The sequence below is a fragment of the uncultured Winogradskyella sp. genome (genome assembly GCF_947495255.1).
In the GTDB taxonomy this organism is placed as follows: Bacteria; Bacteroidota; Bacteroidia; order Flavobacteriales; family Flavobacteriaceae; genus Winogradskyella.
In genome coordinates, this window is record NZ_CANLYI010000013.1 from 61631 (window position 1) to 77525 (window position 15895).

The 15895-nt window shown below is 31.7% G+C and carries 16 protein-coding genes and 1 tRNA gene; 8 read left to right on the forward strand and 9 right to left on the reverse strand.

The window, feature by feature from the left end; genetic code table 11:
- The first annotated feature begins 9 nt into the window (after positions 1-9).
- Positions 10-1185 carry a nitrate/nitrite transporter gene (locus tag Q0807_RS18045; RefSeq protein ID WP_299112519.1) on the forward strand — a complete coding sequence of 392 codons (1176 nt, stop codon included), beginning with the start codon at positions 10-12 and terminating at the stop codon, positions 1183-1185.
- 1 nt (position 1186) lies between these two features.
- On the opposite strand, the gene Q0807_RS18050 is transcribed toward Q0807_RS18045, so the two are convergent.
- Positions 1187-1867, reverse strand: coding sequence for a M15 family metallopeptidase (locus Q0807_RS18050; protein WP_299112521.1), 681 nt, complete (start codon positions 1865-1867; stop codon positions 1187-1189).
- A gap of 526 nt (positions 1868-2393) precedes the next feature.
- Here Q0807_RS18050 and Q0807_RS18055 point away from each other — a divergent pair.
- The 7 genes from Q0807_RS18055 to Q0807_RS18085 all read left to right on the forward strand — a co-directional run bounded on the left by Q0807_RS18055 (position 2394) and on the right by Q0807_RS18085 (position 7516).
- The gene (locus Q0807_RS18055) at positions 2394-3320 is read left to right on the forward strand and encodes an alpha/beta hydrolase (RefSeq protein ID WP_299112523.1); all 927 of its coding nucleotides are present in this window, start codon (positions 2394-2396) and stop codon (positions 3318-3320) included.
- 346 nt (positions 3321-3666) lie between these two features.
- Complete coding sequence (locus tag Q0807_RS18060; RefSeq protein ID WP_299112525.1) at positions 3667-4527, forward strand: SPFH domain-containing protein; 861 nt, start codon at positions 3667-3669, stop codon at positions 4525-4527.
- A 3-nt stretch (positions 4528-4530) separates the two neighbouring features.
- A complete protein-coding gene (locus Q0807_RS18065) occupies positions 4531-4689 on the forward strand; it encodes a DUF4177 domain-containing protein (RefSeq protein ID WP_157362591.1) in 159 nt (52 codons plus the stop codon).
- Positions 4689-5189, forward strand: a complete 501-nt coding sequence (locus tag Q0807_RS18070) for a hypothetical protein (RefSeq protein ID WP_299112533.1) — start codon at positions 4689-4691, stop codon at positions 5187-5189. The genes Q0807_RS18065 and Q0807_RS18070 overlap by 1 nt, the downstream gene beginning before the upstream one ends.
- Before the next feature lie 10 nt (positions 5190-5199).
- Positions 5200-5379: an Arc family DNA-binding protein gene (locus Q0807_RS18075; protein ID WP_299112536.1), complete on the forward strand. Its 180-nt coding sequence runs from the start codon at positions 5200-5202 to the stop codon at positions 5377-5379.
- A gap of 65 nt (positions 5380-5444) precedes the next feature.
- Complete coding sequence (locus Q0807_RS18080; protein WP_299112538.1) at positions 5445-6755, forward strand: DUF819 domain-containing protein; 1311 nt, start codon at positions 5445-5447, stop codon at positions 6753-6755.
- Positions 6756-6805: 50 nt separating this feature from the next.
- Complete coding sequence (locus tag Q0807_RS18085; RefSeq protein ID WP_299112541.1) at positions 6806-7516, forward strand: DUF4369 domain-containing protein; 711 nt, start codon at positions 6806-6808, stop codon at positions 7514-7516.
- 199 nt (positions 7517-7715) lie between these two features.
- On the opposite strand, the gene Q0807_RS18090 is transcribed toward Q0807_RS18085, so the two are convergent.
- From Q0807_RS18090 to Q0807_RS18125, 8 genes are all read right to left on the reverse strand, one after another.
- Positions 7716-7789, reverse strand: a tRNA-Thr gene (locus tag Q0807_RS18090).
- Between the two features lie 72 nt (positions 7790-7861).
- On the reverse strand, positions 7862-8131 hold the full coding sequence (locus tag Q0807_RS18095; RefSeq protein WP_299112544.1) for a hypothetical protein: 270 nt from the start codon (positions 8129-8131) through the stop codon (positions 7862-7864).
- A gap of 84 nt (positions 8132-8215) precedes the next feature.
- A complete protein-coding gene (locus tag Q0807_RS18100; protein ID WP_299112548.1) occupies positions 8216-9187 on the reverse strand; it encodes a type I phosphomannose isomerase catalytic subunit in 972 nt (323 codons plus the stop codon).
- 4 nt (positions 9188-9191) lie between these two features.
- Positions 9192-9602, reverse strand: coding sequence for a 6-carboxytetrahydropterin synthase (locus tag Q0807_RS18105; RefSeq protein WP_299112551.1), 411 nt, complete (start codon positions 9600-9602; stop codon positions 9192-9194).
- Positions 9602-10126 carry an isopentenyl-diphosphate Delta-isomerase gene (gene idi / locus Q0807_RS18110; RefSeq protein ID WP_299112554.1) on the reverse strand — a complete coding sequence of 175 codons (525 nt, stop codon included), beginning with the start codon at positions 10124-10126 and terminating at the stop codon, positions 9602-9604. The genes Q0807_RS18105 and idi overlap by 1 nt, the downstream gene beginning before the upstream one ends.
- Positions 10127-10232: 106 nt before the next feature.
- Positions 10233-12227 (reverse strand): OmpA family protein, encoded by a 1995-nt coding sequence (locus tag Q0807_RS18115; protein WP_299112556.1) that lies wholly within the window; start codon positions 12225-12227, stop codon positions 10233-10235.
- A 10-nt stretch (positions 12228-12237) separates the two neighbouring features.
- The gene (locus Q0807_RS18120; RefSeq protein ID WP_299112559.1) at positions 12238-13167 is read right to left on the reverse strand and encodes a type IX secretion system membrane protein PorP/SprF; all 930 of its coding nucleotides are present in this window, start codon (positions 13165-13167) and stop codon (positions 12238-12240) included.
- Positions 13168-13195: 28 nt separating this feature from the next.
- On the reverse strand, positions 13196-15895 hold a 2700-nt coding region (locus Q0807_RS18125), incomplete at its 5' end, for a gliding motility-associated C-terminal domain-containing protein (RefSeq protein WP_299112561.1).

Below are 15895 nucleotides of genomic sequence, written 5' to 3' on the forward strand. Positions count from 1 at the left end.
TATAAATTATTGAAAACGAAGAACACTACTACAAGTTGGGTTTTACCAATTATTATCTTTTCGCAATTTTGCTGCACATCACTTTGGTTTGCTGGTAATTCTATTATAGATGATTTAATTTTATTCTTTAATTTAAATACTGAATCACTTGGTTATATAAGTTCTTCCGTACAATTTGGTTTTATTATTGGCACTTTTGTTTTTGCACTCCTAACATTGAGTGATCGCTTCTCGCCTACTCGTGTGTTCTTTATTTGCTCGATTTTTGGTGCTCTATTTAATCTTGGTTTACTGTATTCTAACAATACAATTATTACACTTCTTTTATTTCGGTTTTTAACGGGTTTTTGTTTGGCCGGAATTTATCCGGTTGGAATGAAAATTGCCGCTGACCATTTTGAAAAAGGATTAGGTAAATCTCTCAGTTTTTTAATAGCTGCACTAGTATTAGGAACCGCATTTCCGTATTTAATAAAATCTTTTAATTTAGATTTTAAATGGGAAATGGTGATATGGACAACGTCAACTTTAGCCTTATTAGGCGGAATTCTTATACTATTTTTTGTTCCAAATGGTCCTTATCAAAAACGTGCACAAAAATTTGATATGACTAAAACATTAAAGGTTTTTAAAGATAAATCGTTTCGGTCGGCTGCATTTGGGTATTTTGGACATATGTGGGAGCTCTATGCTTTTTGGACTTTTGTGCCTGTGTTGCTTTTAACACATTCTCAGCTTCATAATGCGGATTTAAATATTTCTCTATTTTCTTTTATAGTGATAGCTTCCGGAACTGTCTCTTGCGTTATTGGTGGCTTTATATCTAAATCTTATGGTATTAGAAAAACCGCCATTTTATCATTAAGTATTTCTGGTCTGTGCTGTTTGCTTTCACCATTGTTTTTTATGATAAGCTCTAGTCCTATTTTTATAATTTTTCTTATAATTTGGGGAATGGCCGTAATTGCAGATTCGCCTTTATTCTCAACAATGGTTGCTCAAAATTGTGAAACACGATCTATTGGTACTGCATTAACTATTGTTAATTGTATTGGTTTTTCAATTACGATTGTAAGTATTCAATTATTAAATGTTCTATTAGCCAATCAAAACTGCACACCATATGCATTTATGGTATTAGCTTTGGGTCCTATAATAGGATTAGTGTATTTGAAGAAATCTTAAGTTATTGTATTTCAAAATCAAAATAAGTCTTTGGGAAAGGTTCCCATCGTAAGGTAAAATGCCACCATTCTTTTGGGTAATTCCTAAAGTTATGTTTTATCATTACGGATTGCAGTATTTGTCGGTTTTTCTTTTGTTCTTCTGTTAAATCATCATCAGCTACCCAAGATTCTTCACCAAAAAAATCAAATGGACTTCCCATATCCAAAGGTTCTTCTGTTTCTCCATCAATAATAGTTAAATCTAAAGTACTCCCTCTACTGTGACCAGAACGTGAAGCAATGTAACCAGATTTAAATAGGTTTCGTTTATTAACCTCAGGATAAAATTGTTGTTTCTTTATAGTATCATTTAAGTCTTTTGCCCAACGGATAAAATGATTTACAGCACGTTGTGGCCTATAGCCATCATAAACTTTTAAACATAGGTTCTGTTGTTGTAATTCATCTTGAACTAATTTTAATTTATTCGCTGCTGATTCTGTTAAAATTAAACGGTTAATCTTGTAACCATCAATAGTATCACCAACAAAATTATTTGCAGTGAAATAACGTAACTCCACATTTAAATCCGGAATAACGGTGTCTACATATACAAAACCATCAGGTAAAGCTTTCTCTTCTTGAAAGCCAAAAAGCACAAAAATTAAACCTGCTATGTAAAAAAGTGATTTGTAATTCATATTGAACACTAAATTAATGAAAAAATAGAATTAGAGCTCCATTTCTAGACAGAATCAATAATGTAATCTTTATACTTGAAAAAGAAATAGGATTTTAAACTGAAACCTGTGTAATTTGTTTCATTATTTTGAGGACAGAAAGTATATAAAAACAAAAAACCGAGATCCCTCAATCTCGGTTTTCGTTTATTTGCTTTTTTACTATGCTGGTAGATTTAGGGTCTCTAATTATACACAACACACGGCAAATATTAATTAATTAATCCATTGAACTAAAAACTAAATTTCTAGTACATGTCAAATATATAATTCATTTTCATTACGTAAGCTAAAAAACAAATTTAATCGCTGAAATACACTTAATTTTAACATTTAAAGATGAAATATCACTTTTCAACGTTAAAAAGCACAAAAAGAGTGTTTCAAAAACTCATATAAAAACAATAAAATTGGTCTAAATATTGGTTAAAAACATACAACTAGGTAACATTTCAATTAACTTTATACCTCATAAAGATTCACAATAATGAAAAAGCACTTAATTCTCGCATTATGTTTGGTTTGCTCAATTAGTTTTAGCCAAAACAAAACCTATAACGAAGAAGAGTTATCAATTACCAAATGGATAGATGGTACTTTACTTTCGCCTATTAATAATGACAAACCTAATTTAGCAATTATTATTGCAGGTTCTGGTCCTACCAATAGAAACGGAAATCAGAACTTTCTTAAAAACAATTCTTTAAAAAAATTAGCAGAACAACTTACTGAAAATGGCATTGCTACTTTTAGATATGACAAACGTATTGTAAAACAAATTCTTCAAAATAATGTAGACAAAGATATTATGTTCGATGATTTTGTTAGCGATGCTTCTGCTGTAATGGATTATTTCAAAGAAAAAGACAACTATAATAAAATCTACATTATTGGTCATAGCCAAGGAAGTTTAGTAGGTATGCTTTCTGCGGTTGATAAAGCAGATGGGTTTGTTTCACTCGCTGGTGCTGGTAATAATATAGGAGATGTTATTATAGAACAGGTAGAAAAGACGGCTCCAATGTTAACTGAAGATACCAAACGCGTAGTTGCTAGTTTAAAAGAAGGAACTACAACAACCGACTATCCTGCTCCTTTAAGCGCAGTTTTTAATGCAGACACACAACCCTTTATGATTAATTGGATGTCTTATAATCCTTCTGAAGTTATAAAGACATTAGAAATGCCTATTCTAATTATAAATGGTACTAAAGACCTACAAGTAACGGAAAAAGAGGCCGAATTATTAAAAGAAGCTAATGACAAGGCTGAATTAGTTATTATTGAAAACATGAATCATGTTTTATTTGAAATTGAAGGTGATGATTTAGAAAACTCAAAATCTTATAACGAATCCTTTAGATCAATTTCTCCGCAACTTATTAAGTCTATAACGGCATTTATACAGTCATAGTAAATAATAAAATTTTATAAAAGCATTTCAGGAACGAGATGCTTTTTTTGTACCCAAAAACATCCTAAAATGAAAAGGCATCCCAACCACGAGATGCCTTTTTCTAACTAACCAACCAATTGTAATGGTACGACTATGTAGTAGTGTTACTCTGGGTAACTATCGTAATAATCATTACGTTTAGTATATTACAAATGGCGTGCCAAACTTTATTTATTTAATTCTTTTTATAATACTGTAACAAATAAAACTATTTGCATACTTATAAAATAAGTTATATCTTTATGATATCATTTTAATATCATATTGAGTTAGATTACTTATTAACCAATTAAATTTACAAATTATGACAGAAGAAAAAATCATCATTCCGGCAAATGGCTACCTTATGCTATTTTTATTTCTAATACTATTTTTTGGAAGCTTAGCACTTATACCATTGACAGAAACAGTTTGGTCACTATTTGGTATAATTGCAGCAATTGCCTTAGCATTTGGGTTTTTAATGGTACAACCAAACGGCTCTAGAGTATTACTATTATTCGGGAAATATGTTGGTACAGTTAAAAAGAATGGCTTCTATTGGGTAAATCCTTTTTATACAAAAAAGAAAATCTCACTCAGAGCAAGCAATTTTGATAGTGAGCGCTTAAAAGTTAATGATAAATTAGGAAACCCAATTATGATTAGTACCATTTTAGTTTGGAGAGTTCAGAATACTTATAAAGCAGCTTTTGACGTGGATAATTATGAAAATTTTGTACGCGTGCAAACAGATGCTGCTGTTAGAAAACTAGCAAGTATGTATCCTTATGATAATTTTGCTGATGAAGGAGTTACCGAAGATATTACACTTCGCTCTAGTGTTAATGAAGTGAGTAATGCATTAGAAAAGGAAATAGATGAACGTTTATCTATTGCTGGTATTGAAGTTTTAGAAGCACGAATTGGCTATTTAGCTTATGCACAAGAAATCGCAAATGCAATGTTAAAACGTCAGCAAGCAACAGCCATAGTAGCTGCCAGACATAAAATTGTCGAAGGTGCTGTAAGTATGGTAGAAATGGCAATAGAACAATTAAATAAAAAACAAGTTGTTAATTTAGATGAAGAACGCAAAGCTGCCATGGTAAGTAATCTTATGGTTGTCCTTTGTGGTGATAAAGATGCATCACCTGTTTTAAACACAGGAACCTTAAGTCATTAAAATATGAAAGAGTACAAAGTAATTCAGCCAAAATTAGGTTTTAAAAATAGAATTCAAAAATATGAAGACCTTTTAAATCAATATGCAAGAGAAGGTTGGGAAGTGAAACATATAGGACAAAATTCGCCTTTAATTATATTTGAACGCGATAAAAATAGATAATGAAAATTTTTAAAGAAGAACAACGTTTCAATCAGCCATGGTTAATTATACTTATGTTAATAAGTACAATAGTACCTATCGGAATATATATAAAAGAATATTTAGAAAATCCAGAGAACTTTACTAATTTAGAAGTAATAGGTTTCATTTTTCTTATTTTATTCGCTTCTGGATTTATTTTCTTCTTTAAGCTTATAACTCGTATCGATGAAACTGGGATTCATTATAAGTTCTTCCCTTTTCATCGGATTTTTAGAGTGATTCAATGGAATGAAATCCAAAAAGCTTATGTTAGAACATACGACCCATGTGGTGAATATGGTGGTTGGGGATTAAAAGGTGGTATATTTTGGGATAAACCTACAGGTAGAGCAATAAACGTTTCTGGAGATATCGGAATACAACTGATATTAAAAAACGGAAAAAAACTTTTAATAGGTACACAAAAACAAAATGATACTAAAAATGTATTAGCCGCCTATAACACAAAAATTAATTAATGTAATTATAATGTCTAAAAAGAAAGCCTTTGCATTACGAATGAATGAAGATATGCTGAAAGCCGTTGAAAAATGGGCTTCGGACGAATTTCGTAGTACCAATGGCCAAATAGAATGGATGCTTATGCAATATCTAAAAGAGCATAATCGGCAACCTAAACCAAAGGATAATGATAAAGACAAAAAGTGATCGGAAACGGTCGCTTTTTTTCGTTTTTAATTTTTGTATTTTGCGGACACTAAATTAAAATAACTATGGATACTACTCCAATTTTTACTGATGATACTATTGTATTTGGACTATTAATGCTTGCCTTGGGATTTGTATTTGTTACAGAATCCATTAAAACAGGTTTTTGGTCAAAATTCTACAAAATAGTACCAGGATTATTTATGGCATACATGGTTCCTGCTATTTTAACCACAACAGGTTTAATATCACCAGAATGGACAACAGTTTCTGAAACTGGTGTGGTAACTGAACATAGTTCTAATCTTTACTATGTTTCTAGCCGATACTTATTACCAGCGGCATTAGTACTTATGACATTAAGTATTGATTTAAAGGCCGTTTTTAATCTAGGATGGAAAGCTTTAGTTATGTTCTTTGCAGGTACTGTAGGTATTATTATAGGAGGACCAATTGCAATATTATTAATAGCAAGTGTATCTCCTGAAACTGTAGGAGGAGTTGGGCCAGATGCGGTATGGAGAGGACTATCTACTCTAGCAGGAAGCTGGATTGGTGGTGGAGCCAACCAAACGGCTATGTTAGAAATTTACGGTTATAACCAGGCAAAATACGGAGGAATGGTCTTTGTAGATATTGTGGTCGCAAATATTTGGATGGCTATTATCTTAATTGGAATCGGAAAGAGAAATAGAATTAATAAGTGGTTAAATGCAGATACTTCATCAATTGAAGAATTAAAAAATAAAATGTCCACGTTTTCGGAGAAAGTAAAAAGAAATCCATCTCTAACTGACATTATGGTTATTTGTGCTATTGCTTTTGGAACCGTAAGCATTGCACATTTATGCGCTAATTTCTTAGCACCTTTATTTGAAAATATTGTAGCAGATATAGAATCATCAACTACTAAGAACATATTTACGTTTTTAGGTTCGAAATTCTTTTGGATGATTAGTATAGCTACTATAATCGCAATAATATTATCGAATACGAAAGCTAAAAATTATGAAGGTGCGGGAGCTAGTAAATTTGGAAGCGTGTTTATCTATATTTTAGTTGCAAGTATTGGAATGAAAATGGATTTAACAATGATTTTTGATAACGTTGGGCTTATTGCAATTGGCATTGTTTGGATGACTATACATGCTCTACTTTTAATTATTATCGCAAAACTAATTAAAGCACCTTATTTCTTTTTAGCTGTTGGTAGTCAAGCTAATGTTGGTGGTGCAGCATCTGCTCCTATTGTAGCTTCTGCTTTTCACCCTTCGTTAGCAACAGTTGGCGTATTACTAGCGGTTTTTGGATATGCAGTTGGTACCATCGCAGCAATTGGTTGCACAATTTTAATGGAATTAGCTGCAATTAGTTAGTAATATTAAAACTATTATAAGATATTTACGCACTAAATTTTTAACAAAACATGACAAAATTGAACAAAGCTTTAAGTCTCATTATCTTAGCCTTTTTAGCTATTTCTTGTGATAAAGAAAACAATGCTAACTTCACTTTAAAAGGAACCGTTAAAGGCTTAAAAAAAGGTGTCGTTTATCTTCAAAAAGATGGAGACTCTAGTGTCGTAGATTTAGATTCTATGACTATTAATGGTCAACGAGAATTTACTCTTCATACTAATATTGAAGAACCTATTCTACTCTATTTAAAAATGTTTAAAAATGATGGTGCAGAGCATTACATTCCGTTTTTTGCGGATAAAGGGATAACCGAAATTAATACAACTTTAAAGAATTTTAATTTTGATTCGGAAATAAAAGGCTCTAAGCAACAAGAATTGTTAGATGATTACTTAAAGGTAATTTCTAAATATAATGATCAGAATTTAGATGTATTAGAAGCACGTTTTTTGGCGCAAAAAGAGAGAGACAGTATTGCTACAGACTCTTTAACTAAATTAGGTAATTTGCTTATTAAACGAAAATATGCTTACACTATTCAATATGCTATAAATAATAAAGACAACGAAATTGCCCCTTATTTAGCATTATATGAGGCTCGAAGTGCAAATCCGATTTTTATAGATTCTATTTATAATAACCTTACGCCTAAAATTAAGAATTCATTTTACGGAAAAAAATTAGCTAAAGTTGTTGCTAGCAATAAATCTATAGAATAAAAGCTCAATTTATATCTGAACATATTTTATTCATTGCATAATGAATCATTATAAAAAATCCAATCATTTAATTGATTGGATTTTTATTTTTAAAACCGAAAGCGTGACTGTTATCCTTAAATAATTAATAAGACTTTAAAAGCATTTTAGTTTTAAAACTAAAAAACTCCAACTATTAATAGTTGGAGTTTCAATTAAGAGCCGATGGAGGGACTCGAACCCACGACCTGCTGATTACAAATCAGCTGCTCTAGCCAGCTGAGCTACATCGGCAAAAAACTAACTTATTTAAATCTCAATAAGCAGCCGCAAATTTAAAATAGATTTTTAAATATGCAAACCTATTTATTTTAATTTATTAATTTTTTCTATAAGTTCTTTTCCTTTTGCTTCAAGATCATTTCCAATTGCTTTAAAATGAGCTTTTTTGTTTTCTACAGCTCTATTGTTAGTACGAGCAATTAACTCATCAAAAGTTGTGATAGCTTCATCAATGATTGCTTCACTTTCTTTTGTTGCTTTTTCTGAATTTGTTAATTCCCAAACGTAAACCGCTTCAATAATATCACCTAAAACGTAGTTTATATCTTTTTTTAAATCTCTCTTATTTGCCATAATAAATTTATTTTTTTAATAACCGCAAAAATACTAAATCCTTTTTGTTATTTCACACTCCCTTCCTCTCTTTATTAAGAAGTTTTAAACGTAAACCTCTAAAAGCTTTCCGTATTTGGTTTTTAACCTATAATCTTTAATCTGTGCAGGAATTAATAGTGTTTCTCCTTTAGAAATAATATCTGTTGAAATAGTCGTTGAAATTTCGACATCACCATCAACACACATATAAATTATAAAGGAATCGTGCGTATTTTGTATTTTTAATTCAGAATCTAATTCTATAAAATTAGTTGTAAAGAAAGGACAACTAACCATTTTATTTGAAGCATTTTTTTTAGTACTGTAACCTACTCTAAAGTCATTCTTCATGTTAAAATCAAAAGCATCAATAGCAATATCATTATGTAATTCGCGCTCATTGCCATTCGTATCAACTCTATCCCAATCGTAAACACGGTAAGTTACATCACTTGTTTGCTGAATTTCTGCTAATAAAACACCTGCTCCAATGGCGTGTACTCTTCCAGATTCAATGAAATAGGTATCGCCTTCTTTTACTTTATCAAAATTTAATATTTCAGTTAGTGATTTATTCTCTAAATGTTTTAAATAAGTTTCCTTATCTATTTGCTGATTAAAACCTACTATTAAGTTAGCATCTTTATCAGCTTGCATTACGTACCACATTTCAGTCTTCCCGAATGAATTATGGCGTTCTTTTGCCAATTCATCATTGGGATGTAGCTGTATACTTAAATCTTCTTTAGCGTCGATAAACTTGATAAGTAACGGAAATTGATTACCAAAACGTTTCCAATTTTTATCTCCTAATAATTCAGATTTATAATCTTCTAGTAATTTTTGAAGTGTTTCGCCTTTTAAGTCACCATTAGAAACAATAGATACATCTTCTGGAACTGTGCTTATTTCCCAACTTTCGCCTAATTCTTTTGAATCTGAAGCTTTATTAAAATATTGATTCAACTTTTCTCCTCCCCAAATTTTATCCTTTAAGATAGGCTGAAATTTTAATGGATATAAAAGTTTTTTCATAATATTAATTTCCTGAATAGGTTACAAAATTACGTGATGTTTCATATAACGTAATTTCAAGATGAAATTTTGAATCTAATTTTGGCTTTATCTTATTGTAGATTACTACTGCTATGTTTTCTGCTGTTGGGTTTAAATCTTTAAATTCTTCAACTTCAACATTTAAATTCTTATGATCAAAGGCGTCCTCAACTTCAGATTTAATAATATCTTTTAAAATCTTTACATCAATTACATAACCTGTTTCAGGATCTATGTCTCCGGTTACACTTGCAATTAGTTCATAATTATGGCCATGAAAGTTAGGGTTGTTACATAAACCAAAAACAGATTCATTTTTCTCAAAACTCCAGTCTTTTCTGTATAATCGGTGAGCTGCGTTAAAATGCGCTTTTCTATGTACGGTAACCTTCATTATTTTTTGATGTTTATGAATTCATAAAATTTTTCGAAAATTATTTTAAACCAAGCTGTATATATCTGAGGATTTTCATTGATGTCTTGTTTTACATCATCCAGCTTCATCCATTTCCAATCCATTACTTCATCTTCATTAATCTTAGGATCATCGTTATAATGACCAACCATCACATGATCATACTCATGTTCCGTTAGACCATTGTCAAAAGGTGCCTTATACATAAATGATGTCTTTTCTTCTAGTTCCGTAACAAAACCCATCTCTTCCTCCAAACGTCGCTTACCAGCCTTTATATTAGTTTCTCCGTCTCGTTGATGACTGCAACATGTATTGGTCCATAATTTAGGTGAATGATATTTATGAGATGCACGCTGTTGAAGCATTAACTCATTATTATCATTAAATATAAAAACAGAAAATGCACGATGTAAAAGTGCTTTTTCATGAGCCTCCATTTTAGGCATTAAGCCTATTTGATTATCGTTTTCATCGACTAAGATGACTTTTTCTTCTAACATATCACAAAATTAACATCTAAATAATAAATAAAAGTAAAGGATTTCATAAAAAAATAGCCGTTTAAAAAATTAAACGGCTACTTAAATTTATTTGTAACTGAATGAATTAATCTTCAGTCTCTACTTTATCATCACATGTTTTACCATCTATACTCGTTATAATAAACTCACTACGTCTATTTAACTGGTGTTCTGCCTCAGAACAATCTGAATTGTTACTTGGTTCACACCCACAATCATTAACTAAACGAGATTCTCCATAACCTTTAGCCGTTAAGCGCTCTGCTGCAATTCCTTTTTCTATAAAGTACGCTTTAGTAGATTGTGCTCTGCGTTCAGATAACTGTTCGTTATATGAAGCAGGACCTCTACAATCTGTATGACTACGAATATCTATGTGCATTGTAGGATATTTATTTAATACCGCTAAAACTTTTTGAATTTCGATTTCCGCATCGTATCTAATATTAGATTTATCAAAATCAAAATAAATAATAGGAATGTCTAATACTTTAGCTAAATCATCACAAGGTTCAATTTGTTGCTCATCTTTTTCAATAAGCAATTCCATCTTCAATTCTTGATTTCTGTTTGGTGTCGTAAATCTTTGTTCGTCTGAAGTATATTTATCCTTTTCAACTCTAATTAAGTATTCTTTCTCAGGTTCTACACTCAAATTAAAGTAGGCATCCTCACCAACAATTTGACGATCTAATTCAACACCTTGTTCATCGAATAAAATTACAGTTGCGCCAGGTATTAATTCTTTTGTATTAACGTCCTGAACCTTACCCTCTACCATAAGCTTGATTTCAGGATATTTGAAGGTATAGATATCGTCACTTCCTTTACCACCTTCTCTATTTGAACTAAAATATACACGCTTAGTAACAAGGTTTTCGTAGTAACCGAAATCATCCCAAGCACTATTTATTGGCTCACTAACATTTTCAATTGGAAAATTACGGCTAGAACCTGACATTATTTTTTGATCTGCACCTTTAGATACAAATACATCTAATCCTCCTAACCCAGGAAAACCCGTAGAAGAAAAATATAAATCTCCATCTGTATTTACAAAAGGAAAAGATTCTTGAGCTTCTGTATTTATTGAGCTTCCTAAATTTTCCGGTTCTCCTAATGTTCCATCTTCATTTACATCTACTACAAAAATATCCGATTGACCAAGTGTTCCTGGCATATCTGAAGCAAAGTATAATTTAGAACCTGTAAGGTTAAGTGCAGGATGTGCAACACTATAATCACTACTATTAAAATGAATTTTGTGAATATTTCCCCAAACTCCATCTTCACTTAATGTTGCTCTGTATAATTGTAACCTGTTTATGCCTGTAGCGTCCTCTTTATACTTTAATCTAAAAAAATTGTTTCGAGTAAAAAACATATACTTTCCATTAGGTGAAAATATCGCACTAGATTCATGAAACTTTGTATTTACGTTCTCACCAATACTTTTAACATCTTCAAAAGAATCATCTTCCTTTTTCTCTGCAGTATATATATCTAAATATGGCTCTTCATTCCATTTATATAAACGTCCACCTCCTCTAGCTGAAGCAAATACAATTCCATTTTCGTATTCTGTAGTACCAAAATCGGATAACTGAGTATTAATATCTAAATTAACCAGTTCAATATCATCTCTACTCATTTCATCAATGGCAGATTTATAATCTACTTTAGATACAAACGCTTTACCTCTTAAATCATTTGGCTTAAGTGTATTGAATTTTTCCATCCATTTATCAGAACCTTCATAATCCTTAATTCCTTTTAATGCTAAAGCATATCTAAAATAATATTCTGGATCAATTACCTCATTTAGTTCCATTAATTCCCCATACCATTTTGAAGCTTCTTCCATTTTATTCTGAAAGTAAAATGAATTGGCTAATTTTTGAAATAAATCTGACGACTTATAACCATTATTAGCAACTTCTAATAAAACTTCACTTGTTTTTACGTAAGCAAAATTTCTATAATCATTTTTAACGCTTTGTATTTTTCCTTTCTGAGCAAATGCATTTGAGGAAATTACAATTACAAAAGCGAATAATATATATTTTGATACTGTTTTCATAGTTATATTTTTAGAAGAAACGTGGAGATAAAATTCTACCGACTCTTTTAACTTCAAATCTTAAGGTTACTTCGTGTGTTCCGCTATTATAATTATTTAATCCTGTAGAGGTCATATCATAGCTATATCCAAGAAACATACCAGGTGTTATTTGAAAACCTGCTAATGCACTAACTGAATCATCCCATCTCCAGGCTAAACCAAATGTTAATTTCTTTTGGTACCAAAAATTCGCAGAAACATCTGCAATTACTGGAGCACCGGAAACACCTTTTAATAAAAATGCAGGTTTTAATTCTGTTGTTTCGCTAATATTAAAGACATAACCACCTATAAAATAAAAGTGCATGCGTTCCGTAGCGACAGATTCCTCATAATCATCATAATGTTTTGTCTGAATAAAATTAGGAACTGCCAAACCTAAATACCATTTTCTAGTATGCATGTATAAACCTGCACCAATCATAGGTGAAATGAGGTTAATATTATCCCCAAAATTATTAGGATCCGTATTTTGAAAACGGCCTTTACTCCAATCAGTATCTAAAATGTGTAAACCTCCTTTTGCTCCAAAAGATAATTTTAAATCATGAGCATTTAAAGGAATTGTATAGGAGAAATTAGCATCAACAAATGATTCTGTAGCAGGACCTAAAGCATCTTTAACAATATTTAAACCTAGACCTATACGTTCATTTCTTAATGGCGAATGAATACTTAAAGATTGTGTTTGTGGTGCTCCATCAATACCAACCCATTGTGATCTATGTAAACCTACAACACTTAGGGTTTCTCTCTGACCAGCGTACGCAGGATTAACACTCAATGTATTATACATATAATGCGTGTACTGCGGATCTTGCTGCGCAAAACTAATAGTACTAATTAGTGTAAATACTAAAACTATTAATCCTTTTATTAGTGATGACTTATGTATCATTTTAATATATTTTATAATTCAGTATTTATTAATTATTTCTATTAATGTATAACCATCCAACTCTTGCGTCAGAACCGTCACCTAAGTCAAGTACATAATAATACGTACCTACGGGTAAATCATCTGATTGATTAATTATGGCTCTTCCATTAGAAGTACCTTTCCAATTATTTAAGTAACCATTTTTACTATAAACAATATTGCCCCATCTGTTATAAACTTCTAATTTATTGTCTGGGAAACGTTCTATACAATCAATTACAAATGATTCGTTAACACCATCACCATCTGGAGAAAACTCATTGTAAATAGTTAAACAAATTGGATCAACAGAAGCATCATCTTCATCATTACTTGTATCTTCATCGGTTCCACCAACTGAACTTTGTATATAAGCTGTATTCAAATAATCACCAAACCCTAATACTTCTACCGTAATTTCGAGTATTTCCACTTGATCAGGGTTTAATTGCGTAATAGTCCATTCTCCATCAAACTCAGAATAAACACCAGCAGTTGTTATTGCAGAAATAAAAACATAACCATCTGGTATCTGCTCATCTATTACGATATTAGTTGCAGTTACATTCCCAATATTAGCTACCTCAATAGTAAATGTTACTAATTCACCTATTACAGGTTTTAACTCATCTACTGTTTTAGTAATCTCTAAATCAAATATTGTATTAAGAATAACTACTGTTGGATCATCAGGCTCACCATCTCCATTATCATCATCATCAGCATTATCTGTTGGATCATCACTAGTATCTAATATATCATCAGATGGATCTGTAAGATCTCCTCCGATTACTTCTCCTCGAACTGAAGCCGAATTAGTTACACTTCCTATATTTAAGTCCTCTTGAGTAATAGTATAAGTCGCTGTATATGTTGTACTATCTATATCACCAGGCAACAATGTTGCTATTGGACCTCCTACCAAGTTTAAACCAGGTAAGTTATCTTCAATAACAATATCTGTTAGTGTTTGGTTTCCTGTATTTTCAACAATGAATATATAGGTAATAATATCATCAAGTCCTCCTATTATACCATCTCCATTTGTATCTTCTAACGGCTCAATTGTTTTAATTAAACTAATCTTAGGATCCGCAGTTATAGTAATAACTGTTGGATCATCCTCTGTGTTGCCATCCGTATCATCTCCATCATCACTTGTATCACTTATAGTAACGTCATTTGGACTGTCACCACTTGCAACAACACTATTTTGGAATCCTCCGATATCAATAACATCTTGTTCTATAATGTAAGTCGCAGTATAAGTAGCTATTTCTCCTACTAACAATATACCTTCTACACTCCCTTGAGAAGCTGGACTTACAAAACTTGGTCCTGTTACAAATACTAATGGGTTACCATCTAAATCAGTGAATGTATCTACAATCATTACATTATCTAATGTTAAAGTACCAGTATTCGTTACACTAATAGTATATGTGATTTCATCACCTAGACTAGCTCCAGCTGGTAAAACATCATTAGTAATACTAAAAGTTTTTACAACTTCAATATCTAAATCTCCAAGAAGTATTGTATCCGTAGGATCATCGTTACTAGTTGCATCATCTGGGTCATCACTAGTATCACTTACTGAACCTCCTGTTGGATTTGTTCCATCTGCTGTTGCTTGATTAGTTACTACACCTGCATCAATATCATCTTGAGTTATTGTATAAGTCGCTGTGTAAACAATTGTTCCATTGCCTACAATCATATCTTCAATATCATTCTCAAGATCTTCATCTGATCCACCACTCACATATTGTGGTGTTGGTAAAGTTCCTGTTCCTGTAAAGTTTGCAGTATTTTCATTAACACTAACATCAAATACTGTTACATTACCAATATTAGTTATTGTATAAGTATAAATAATCTCATCTCCTGCATTTAAAACATTATCCGTACCTAAATCTAAGACACTTGTCTTAGTGATACTCAACTCAGAATTTTGACTAATAGTTATGATTGTTGGGTCGTTTGTTGGATCAGTATCAAGATCGGGACCATCAGTAGTCTCATCTCCATTGTCACTAGTATCACTTACATCATCAGTACCACTTGGACTATCTCCTGTAACAGTCGCTGAGTTCTCAATAGAGCCTAAATCTACATCATCTTGATCAATAATATATGTTGCTGTTGCTATACCTATTTCACCAGGTAATAATAGATTTGGAGTTATAGATAAACCAACTGTACCTGTTAATGCATCATCAATTGTAATATTATCGACAGTTACATCACCTGTATTCTGAACACTAAATGTATATGTCAATTCATCACCTAAACTTGAACCTGTTGGAGCAACATCATTAGATATTGCTACCGTTTTTGTAAAGGTTAATTCTGCGTTTGGATTTAAGTCCGTTCGTGTTGGATCTTCTGTTGGATCAACTCCTGTATCTGGTCCATCAACGGTCTCATTGTTTGCTATTGTATTTCCGTCTTCATCAACATCTGTATCTGATACATCACTTACATCATCTGTTCCTGATGGACTATCGCCTGTTGCTGTTGCACTGTTCTCTATAAAGCCGGCATCTAAATCTGATTGACTTATCGTCTGCTCTACCGTGACTGTTACACTTACTCCTGGTGCTAAACTTGGAATATTCGTTAAACCACCTGGATAAGTTAAACTGCCTGAATCTGCATTCGCATCCGTTACTTCAATATCCGTTAAGGTCACATCTCCTGTGTT

Coding starts and splice junctions, on each gene's coding strand:
- Q0807_RS18105 (WP_299112551.1), bottom strand. CDS start 9,602: ATGAAGGTTACCGTACATAGAAAAGCGCATTTTAACGCAGCTCACCGA.
- Q0807_RS18120 (WP_299112559.1), bottom strand. CDS start 13,167: ATGATACATAAGTCATCACTAATAAAAGGATTAATAGTTTTAGTATTT.
- Q0807_RS18095 (WP_299112544.1), bottom strand. CDS start 8,131: ATGGCAAATAAGAGAGATTTAAAAAAAGATATAAACTACGTTTTAGGT.
- Q0807_RS18075 (WP_299112536.1), top strand. CDS start 5,200: ATGTCTAAAAAGAAAGCCTTTGCATTACGAATGAATGAAGATATGCTG.
- Q0807_RS18100 (WP_299112548.1), bottom strand. CDS start 9,187: ATGAAAAAACTTTTATATCCATTAAAATTTCAGCCTATCTTAAAGGAT.
- Q0807_RS18085 (WP_299112541.1), top strand. CDS start 6,806: ATGACAAAATTGAACAAAGCTTTAAGTCTCATTATCTTAGCCTTTTTA.
- Q0807_RS18115 (WP_299112556.1), bottom strand. CDS start 12,227: ATGAAAACAGTATCAAAATATATATTATTCGCTTTTGTAATTGTAATT.
- Q0807_RS18070 (WP_299112533.1), top strand. CDS start 4,689: ATGAAAATTTTTAAAGAAGAACAACGTTTCAATCAGCCATGGTTAATT.
- Q0807_RS18080 (WP_299112538.1), top strand. CDS start 5,445: ATGGATACTACTCCAATTTTTACTGATGATACTATTGTATTTGGACTA.
- Q0807_RS18060 (WP_299112525.1), top strand. CDS start 3,667: ATGACAGAAGAAAAAATCATCATTCCGGCAAATGGCTACCTTATGCTA.
- Q0807_RS18055 (WP_299112523.1), top strand. CDS start 2,394: ATGAAAAAGCACTTAATTCTCGCATTATGTTTGGTTTGCTCAATTAGT.
- idi (WP_299112554.1), bottom strand. CDS start 10,126: ATGTTAGAAGAAAAAGTCATCTTAGTCGATGAAAACGATAATCAAATA.
- Q0807_RS18065 (WP_157362591.1), top strand. CDS start 4,531: ATGAAAGAGTACAAAGTAATTCAGCCAAAATTAGGTTTTAAAAATAGA.
- Q0807_RS18050 (WP_299112521.1), bottom strand. CDS start 1,867: ATGAATTACAAATCACTTTTTTACATAGCAGGTTTAATTTTTGTGCTT.